The organism is Streptomyces sp. NPDC006602, assembly GCF_042870385.1.
Classification (GTDB): domain Bacteria; phylum Actinomycetota; class Actinomycetes; order Streptomycetales; family Streptomycetaceae; genus Streptomyces.
In genome coordinates, this window is sequence record NZ_JBIAHG010000084.1 from 1 (window position 1) to 7,471 (window position 7,471).

Consider the following 7,471-nt stretch of genomic DNA (forward strand, 5'->3'; position numbering starts at 1 on the left):
TCCTCAAGCCAAAGCCCTTACGCTTTGGTGACGAGACGGACCTTCCGGGCAGAAATGCCCGGAACGCTGAGAACCGCTGAGGTTCTGAGCAACGGCCGAGTACAGCTCGAGGGGAGAATGGGCCCATGGCCGATCCCGACGCCCTGCGCACCCGTTTCGTCCGTGCCCTGGAAGGAGCCCGGGGCCACGAGGCCGCCGGCCCCGACCCGGCGCCGTACGCCGAGGCCCTGCTGACCCGCTGGCAGGAGCCGCAGCGCCGCTACCACACGCTGACCCACCTCACCGCGGTCCTCGACCACGTCGACGTACTGGAGAAGTACGCCGCCGACCCGGACGTCGTACGCCTCGCCGCCTGGTTCCACGACGCGGTCTACCTCCCCGACCGCTCCGAGAACGAGGAACGCTCCGCCCGCCTCGCCGAACGCGCCCTGCCCGAGGCGGGGCTGGCGGCGGACAAGACCGCCGAGGTGGCCCGCCTGGTCCGCCTCACCACCACCCACGACCCGGCCGACGACGACCCGGACGGCCAGGTCCTGTGCGACGCCGACCTGTCGATCCTCGCCGCGCCGCCGTCGGGGTACGCCGCGTACACGGCCGCGGTCCGCGAGGAGTACGGCTTCGTCCCGTCGGACGCCTTCCGCGCGGGCCGAGCCGACATTCTCCGCCAACTCCTCGCCCTGCCACGGTTGTTCAGGACGCCGTACGGACAGGCGGAGTGGGAGGCGACGGCCCGTTACAACCTCACCGCCGAGCTCGAAATGCTGTCGACCTGAGGCATGCGGCCCTCATACCCTGCACCCATGCTGGACACGGGCGGGGATCGGGTGGAACAGGCAGTCGCGGGCGCCATGGCGCTGCTGCGGACGACGACGGAGCGCGACTGGGACGGGGTGAGGGCCGGCCGGCTGGAGTGGAACTGTCAGCGGACCGGCATGCACATCGCGAGCTGCCTCATGGCGTACGCGGGGCAGTTGGCGGGCCGGGCGCAGAGCGCGTGGGTCCCCTTCGAGATCACCCTCGACGAGGGCACCGACCACGACGGCCTGCTGGACGTCGTCGAGGCGGCCGCCGCGCTGCTCGTCGCCGCCGTGCGCACCGCGCCCCGCGAGGCGCGCGCCTTCCACCCGTTCCCCTTCCGCAGCGCCGACCGCGACGGCTTCGCCGCGATGAGCGTCGCCGAGGTGCTGCTGCACACGCACGACATCGCCGAGGGGCTTGGCCTGGCGTACGAGCCGCCCGCCGAACTCGCCGAGTACGTCCTCACCCGCATCTTCCCGCACGTCCAGCCCGGCCCCGGCCACTGGCGCACACTGCTGTGGGCCACCGGCCGCGGCGAGCTGCCCGGCCGCGCGCCCGTCACCGAGTGGCGCTGGTCCAACAACATCGTCATCCCCGCCGACCGGCTCACGCTGCAGGGCGTCACTCCGGCGGCCGCCGCCGACCTGCTCACCGGCGGCGACGGAGGCTTCGACTGGCTGGAGGGCGGCCCGTTCCAGGGCACGTTGGAGGCCGCCTCGATGATGCTGAAGGCCTACGAGGCCGGGACGCACCGCCCCGAGTTCGGCCTGTTCGCCCTCGTACGGCGGGGGGACGGCCGCGCGATCGGCGGCATGGGCTTCCACGGCCCGCCGGACGAGGACAGCACGGCCGAGGTCGGCTACGACCTGGTGGAGGGCGCTCGCGGCAACGGCTACGCCACCGAGGCACTGCGCACGCTGTGTGAGTGGGCGCTGGCCCGGGACGACGTACGGGCGCTGTTCGCGACCATCGAGCCGGACAACGCCCCGTCCCAGAAAGTGATCGCTCGCGCCGGGTTCACGCAGGTGAACGAGTACGTCGACGACGGGGGCCTGCGGGCCTACGAACTACGCGGCTGACTGCGCCACTTCGGCCTACGAACTACGCGGCTGACTGCGCCCCTTCGGCCTCCTCAGCCCCGCCCCGTGCAGCAGCCGCACCACCTCCCGGCTGCTGACCTCGACCGCCCCCGCGGCCACCACGTCCGCGTACCGGTGCGACGGAATGTCGTAGTGGTCCCGCTCGAAGGCCCGCCGGGGCACGCCCAACTCATCGGCGAACGCGTGCAGTTCGGCGAACGAGACATCGCTGACCAGGTGCGACCACATGCGCCCGTGACCCGGCCAGGTGGGCGGGTCGATGTACACCGTCACGAGGACGGCGTCCCGCCGGTCGCCGACCCGAGGGCCCCCACCGCGGCGACCTTCACGCCCGCCTTGTGGCACACCCAGTGCGGGTCGGGACCGAGCTCCGGCTCGACCTCCAGCGCGTGCGGGTCGCCGGTGCCGCACACCGGGCACAGGGGCCAGCGGCCGTACCGCTCCAGCAGCGAGTCCTGTACGTCCTGTGCGACCAGCCCCGCCACGTAGTGCACGCCGTCCGGCCACTGCTCGACCCACCAGCGCCGCTGCACGACGGAGTCCTCGACCATCGACACCACGTCCGCGGCGGCCACCTCGCCCGCGGCCAGGTCGGCGAGCACAAGGGCGCGTGCCGCGTGCAACGCCTGCTCCAGGGGGCTGATGGGGTCCATGCACCCATTGTGCGCACTCTTGACCACAAGACCGAGTCGAAAATATCTTTCATTTGTGACCCAGGATGTGAAGGAAATTTTCGGCAACAGTCTCGCCTCGAAGGTGCGCACCCTCGTCCCCTCGATGACCCGCTCCATGCAACGCGTCGCCGAGGCCGTCGCGAAGGACCCCGCCGGCTGCGCCGCCCTCACCGTCACCGGCCTCGCCGAACTCACCGGCACCAGCGAGGCGACGGTCGTCCGCACTGCCCGCATCCTCGGCTACCCCGGCTACCGCGACCTGCGCCTCGCCCTCGCCGGCCTCGCCGCCCAGCAGCAGTCCGGCCGCGCGCCCGCGCTCACCACGGACATCGCGGTGGACGACCCGATCGCCGACGTCGTGGCGAAACTCGCCTGCGACGAGCGGCAGACCCTCGCCGACACGGCTGCCGGCCTCGACACCGTGCAACTCGGGGCGGTGGTCTCCGCGCTGGCGGGGGCGCGCCGGACGGATGTGTACGGCGTCGGCGCGAGCGGGCTGGTCGCCCAGGACCTCACCCAGAAGCTGCTGCGGATAGGGCTGATAGCCCACGCCCACAGCGATCCGCACCTGGCGGTGACCAACGCGGTGCAGCTGCGCGCGGGCGATGTCGCCATCGCGATCACGCACTCGGGGTCGACCGGTGACGTCATCGAGCCGCTGCGGGTCGCCTTCGAACACGGGGCGACGACGGTGGCGATCACCGGGCGGCCGGACGGACCGGTGAGCCAGTACGCCGACCATGTGCTGACGACGTCGACGGCACGGGAGAGCGAGTTGCGGCCGGCGGCCATGTCCTCCCGTACCAGCCAGTTGCTGGTGGTGGACTGTCTGCTGGTGGGGGTGGCGCAACGGACGTACGAGACGGCGGGGCCGGCGCTGGCGGCGTCGTACGAGGCGTTGGCGCATCGGCACCGGCAGCGGCGGTAGACCGTGGCTCTGGCTGTCTGGTGGGTCTCTGCGGGTCCGTTGTGGCTGGTCGCGCAGTTCCCCGCGCCCCTTTAGGTACAACATCACACCGGACATCTGAAAGAGCCGCCTCTCACCATGACCTCTACCTCCGATCCCCGTGACCTCCAGGCCCAGTTGGAATCCCTCACCACTGAGGCCTTTCGCCCCGAGCTCGCTGACATCGACCGGCTGCCCACCCCCGACATCGCCCGGCTGATGAACTCCGAGGACGCCGCGGTTCCGACGGCGGTCGCGCAGCGGCTTCCGGAGATCGCCGCCGCGATCGACGCAGTGGCCGAGCGAATGGCACGCGGCGGGCGGCTCGTCTACGCCGGTGCCGGTACCGCCGGGCGGCTCGGTGTGCTGGACGCGTCCGAGTGTCCGCCGACCTTCAACACGGACCCGTCCCAGGTGGTCGGGCTGATCGCGGGCGGCCGGGAAGCCATGGTCACCTCGGTCGAAGGGGCCGAGGACTCGGCGGAGCTGGCCCGCGCCGACCTCGACGCGCTCGCGCTGACCCCGGACGACACGGTGGTCGGCATCTCCGCGTCCGGCCGTACCCCGTACGCCATCGGCGCGGTCGAACACGCCCGCGAGCGGGGCGCCTTGACCATCGGCCTGGCCTGCAACGCGGACAGCGCGCTCGCGGCCGCCGCCGAGCACGGCATCGAGATCGTCGTCGGCCCCGAACTGCTCACCGGCTCCACCCGCCTGAAGGCGGGCACGGCACAGAAGCTCGTCCTCAACATGCTGTCGACGATCACGATGATCCGCCTGGGCAAGACGTACGGGAACCTCATGGTCGACGTACGCGCCTCCAACGAGAAGCTGCGCGCCCGCTCCCGCCGCATCGTCGCCCTCGCCACCGGCGCGCGGGACGACGAGATCGAGCGCGCCCTCGCCGCCACCGACGGCGAGGTGAAGAACGCCATCCTGACGATCCTCGCCGACATCGACGGCCCGACGGCCGCCCGCCTCCTGGAGGACTCCGACGGTCATCTGCGCGCGGCGCTGGCGGCAGCGACCCGCTGACGTCAACAGGGAAGCCGCCCCTCCTTGTTGGCCCTACGGACCCGCGCCCGCAACAGTTCCTCATGCGGCGCGGGTCCCGTCGACTCCGGTGGGCAATCCCACTCCCGCCCGCCGACGACGGGCCGGAGCTGCACCCGCCCACCGACGTGCCCCATCACCTCCCCGAGCCGCCCGTCCCGTACGTCCACGACATGCGTACCGATCGCGGGCCGCTCCCCGCGCAGGACGGAGGCCAGCCGCTCGGCGGTACGGACATTGCAGCGCCCGAGCTCGACGAGAGCGAAGGGCTCGTCGCTCGCGCCGGTCACGGGGTCGACGCGGAGCGAGGGCAGGGTGATGCCGACGCCCACGAGGGCCTCCCGCAGGCACTCCACGACTTCTTCGGTCGGCCGCACAGTCATCTACCTACCTCCACGCTGAGTTGTCTGTTCACAACACAGCGTGTCCGTCACGCCCCTAACCTGGCTATACGGGACGGCCCAACAACCTCTGCTGCTTGACCGGGAGTCGCCATGCCTGGACCGAAGGACCTCGACCCGTCATCCTCACCCCGCGCGCTGCTTGGGTCCGAACTCCGCCACGCGAGAGAGAAGTCCGGCCTCAGCCAGGAGGAACTCGGACAACGGCTGTTCGTGAGCGGGTCGTTCGTGGGACAGCTGGAGGCGGGGACGCGGCGGATGCAGCCGGAGTACGCGCGGTTGCTGGACGAAGTGCTGGGGACGGGGGACTTCTTCCGGCGGAACTGCGGGGCGTCGGCCAAGTCGAAGTATCCGGAGCACTTCGCGGAGGCGGCGGAGGCGGAAGCGGAGGCCACGGCGATCAGGCAGTACGCACTGCTGCTGATCCCCGGCTTGCTTCAGACGCCCGCCTACGCACGGGCCGTGTGCCGCGCGTATCAGCCGACGGCTCCGGACGAGGAGATCGAGAGGCTGGTGGCGGCCCGGGTGGAGCGGGCCCGGATCCTCGACCATCCAACAGAGCCCTTGTTGTGGGCGGTGATTGACGAAGCGGCGCTGCGCCGGTCTACGGGCGGGCGCGGGGTGATGGCGGAGGCACTGCGTCACGTCGCCGACCTGGCTCGACGGGGCCGGGTGATCGTGCAGGTGCTGCCGTTCGGCGCGGGAGCGCACGCGGCGATGGAGGGCTCCATCAAGCTGATGGACTTCGAGGACGCCCCTCCGCTGGTCTACTTCGAGGGCGTCGGCACCGGGCGGCTGGAGGACGACCCGGCCATCGTCAGGCACCAGCGCTTCACCTACGAACTCCTCACGGCCAGCGCCCTCTCGCCGCAGAACTCCCTGGCCCTGATCGAGGCGATGGCGCAGGATTACGCCCATGAGGAACACTCCTGAGACCTGGCGCAAGTCCAGCTACAGCGGCGGCAGCGGCGGCGACTGCCTCGAAGTCGCCGACGGCCACCCCACCGCCGTCCCCGTCCGCGACTCCAAGCACCCACACGGCCCGAAGCTCGTGTTCCGGGCGGAGACATGGGCGACATTCGTCGAGGCGGTCATTGAGGTCAGTATCTGACCTCAATGGCTCCTAACGTGGCCCCATGACCGAGACCACACACGCCATCACCACCGACGAGCGCGCCGACCTGCTGGAAATGCTGGCCCACAGCCGACACTTCCTGCGCTTCACCACCCGCGACCTCACCGACGAGCAGGCCGGGCAGCGGACCACCGCCAGCGCGCTGTGCCTGGGCGGCCTGATCAAACACGTCACGTCGGTGGAGCGGAACTGGGCGGGCTTCATCCTCAACGGCCCGTCGGCGATGCCCGACTTCACCGCCATGACCGAGGCCGACTTCGCCCGGCGGGCCGACGAGTTCCGGATGCTGCCCGGCGAGACACTGGCCGGCGTCCTGGCCGACTACGACGAAACGGCCCGCCGGACCGACGAGTTGGTCACGACCCTGCCCGACCTGAACGCCACCCACCCGCTGCCCGAGGCCCCATGGAACGAGCCCGGGGCTCGATGGTCGGCCCGCAGGGTGCTGCTGCACATCGCCGCCGAGACCGCCCAGCACGCGGGCCACGCCGACATCATCCGCGAGTCCCTGGACGGCGCCAAGAGCATGGGCTGACCGGACCCGAAGCTCAAGTCCCCAGCTCCGAGCCCTCTTTGTATGGAATGGGTGGAGGGCCTCAACCCACCTTCCCACCCAGCGTGTTGACTTGACGCGTTCGGCTTGCCACGCAGAGTCACGATCGTCTAGCGTGCCCAGATAACGAACAGCCCCCGCCAGGTGCTAGCAACACCTGCGGGGGCTTAACCAACGAGATCGAGTAGAGGTCGATCCCATGGCTGAGGCCAAGCTTAGTGCTACCTCCATGCCCACGCACGCGTCCCCGCACCCCCTGGCCAAACCGGGCTACGGCAAACGCACCGCACCCGACCAACGCCCCCGCGCCGCACACGACTTCGCCCATCTCCCGCTGCGCGAAGCCGCCATTGCCTCGTACATCGACCGCCTCCCCGACGGCGCCGACATCTCCGTAAAGACGCTGGCCAAGGTACTGCCGTACGGACAGTGCGCCCTCCGCACGGCCCTCAACAGGATCCAGAACGCAGGGCACTTGCGCCGAGGGCGCGAACAACTGAACGCCGAGTCCTCCGGCTCCCGCTGGATCACCCGATCGTGGTGGTCGCGTACCGCACGCGACGACGACTGGTGGGCAGCCTTCACACGAGGTGACGTGCCGGAAGAATCCCGGCCGTCCCCGCCGACCCGCTCCCGCGCCTACCTCCTCCTCGCCGCCCTCGGTCGCGAGATCCCCGCGCTCTCCCTCTCCGCCGCCGACTGCGCGGCCCTCGCTCCCGTTGCTCAGAACCTCAGCGGTTCTCAGCGTTCCGGGCATTTCTGCCCGGAAGGTCCGTCTCGTCACCAAAGCGTAAGGGCTTTGGCTTGAGGA

General features: G+C 70.8%; 10 protein-coding genes and 1 pseudogene. 8 read left to right on the forward strand and 3 right to left on the reverse strand.

Features of this window, described 5'->3' with window-relative positions; all coding sequences use genetic code 11:
• Positions 1–125 precede the first annotated feature (125 nt).
• Both ACFYO2_RS49285 and ACFYO2_RS49290 read left to right on the forward strand, forming a co-directional pair.
• On the forward strand, positions 126–773 hold the full coding sequence (locus ACFYO2_RS49285) for a hypothetical protein (RefSeq protein ID WP_388363986.1): 648 nt from the start codon (positions 126–128) through the stop codon (positions 771–773).
• A 27-nt stretch (positions 774–800) separates the two neighbouring features.
• Positions 801–1,877: a GNAT family N-acetyltransferase gene (locus ACFYO2_RS49290; protein ID WP_388363989.1), complete on the forward strand. Its 1,077-nt coding sequence runs from the start codon at positions 801–803 to the stop codon at positions 1,875–1,877.
• Positions 1,878–1,892: 15 nt separating this feature from the next.
• Here ACFYO2_RS49290 and ACFYO2_RS49295 read toward each other — a convergent pair whose 3' ends face one another.
• Both ACFYO2_RS49295 and ACFYO2_RS49300 read right to left on the reverse strand, forming a co-directional pair.
• Positions 1,893–2,171: a DUF4031 domain-containing protein gene (locus ACFYO2_RS49295; protein WP_388363992.1), complete on the reverse strand. Its 279-nt coding sequence runs from the start codon at positions 2,169–2,171 to the stop codon at positions 1,893–1,895.
• Complete coding sequence (locus ACFYO2_RS49300) at positions 2,168–2,551, reverse strand: hypothetical protein (RefSeq protein ID WP_388363994.1); 384 nt, start codon at positions 2,549–2,551, stop codon at positions 2,168–2,170. The genes ACFYO2_RS49295 and ACFYO2_RS49300 overlap by 4 nt, the downstream gene beginning before the upstream one ends.
• 55 nt (positions 2,552–2,606) lie before the next feature.
• Here ACFYO2_RS49300 and ACFYO2_RS49305 point away from each other — a divergent pair, with 55 nt between their 5' ends.
• Positions 2,607–3,500: a MurR/RpiR family transcriptional regulator gene (locus tag ACFYO2_RS49305; RefSeq protein WP_388363997.1), complete on the forward strand. Its 894-nt coding sequence runs from the start codon at positions 2,607–2,609 to the stop codon at positions 3,498–3,500.
• A 117-nt stretch (positions 3,501–3,617) separates the two neighbouring features.
• Positions 3,618–4,553 carry an N-acetylmuramic acid 6-phosphate etherase gene (gene murQ / locus ACFYO2_RS49310; protein ID WP_388364000.1) on the forward strand — a complete coding sequence of 312 codons (936 nt, stop codon included), beginning with the start codon at positions 3,618–3,620 and terminating at the stop codon, positions 4,551–4,553.
• A 2-nt stretch (positions 4,554–4,555) separates the two neighbouring features.
• Here murQ and ACFYO2_RS49315 read toward each other — a convergent pair whose 3' ends face one another.
• A complete protein-coding gene (locus ACFYO2_RS49315) occupies positions 4,556–4,948 on the reverse strand; it encodes a hypothetical protein (protein ID WP_388364012.1) in 393 nt (130 codons plus the stop codon).
• 117 nt (positions 4,949–5,065) lie between these two features.
• Here ACFYO2_RS49315 and ACFYO2_RS49320 point away from each other — a divergent pair, with 117 nt between their 5' ends.
• The 4 genes and pseudogenes from ACFYO2_RS49320 to ACFYO2_RS49335 all read left to right on the forward strand — a co-directional run.
• Positions 5,066–5,905, forward strand: a complete 840-nt coding sequence (locus tag ACFYO2_RS49320) for a Scr1 family TA system antitoxin-like transcriptional regulator (RefSeq protein ID WP_388364003.1) — start codon at positions 5,066–5,068, stop codon at positions 5,903–5,905.
• Complete coding sequence (locus tag ACFYO2_RS49325; protein ID WP_388364006.1) at positions 5,889–6,083, forward strand: DUF397 domain-containing protein; 195 nt, start codon at positions 5,889–5,891, stop codon at positions 6,081–6,083. Before ACFYO2_RS49320 ends, ACFYO2_RS49325 begins: the two co-directional genes overlap by 17 nt.
• Positions 6,084–6,108: 25 nt before the next feature.
• Positions 6,109–6,642 (forward strand): DinB family protein, encoded by a 534-nt coding sequence (locus ACFYO2_RS49330; protein ID WP_388364009.1) that lies wholly within the window; start codon positions 6,109–6,111, stop codon positions 6,640–6,642.
• A 217-nt stretch (positions 6,643–6,859) separates the two neighbouring features.
• Positions 6,860–7,381, forward strand: a pseudogene (locus ACFYO2_RS49335) (hypothetical protein); the annotation flags it as partial.
• Between the last annotated feature and the right edge of the window lie 90 nt (positions 7,382–7,471).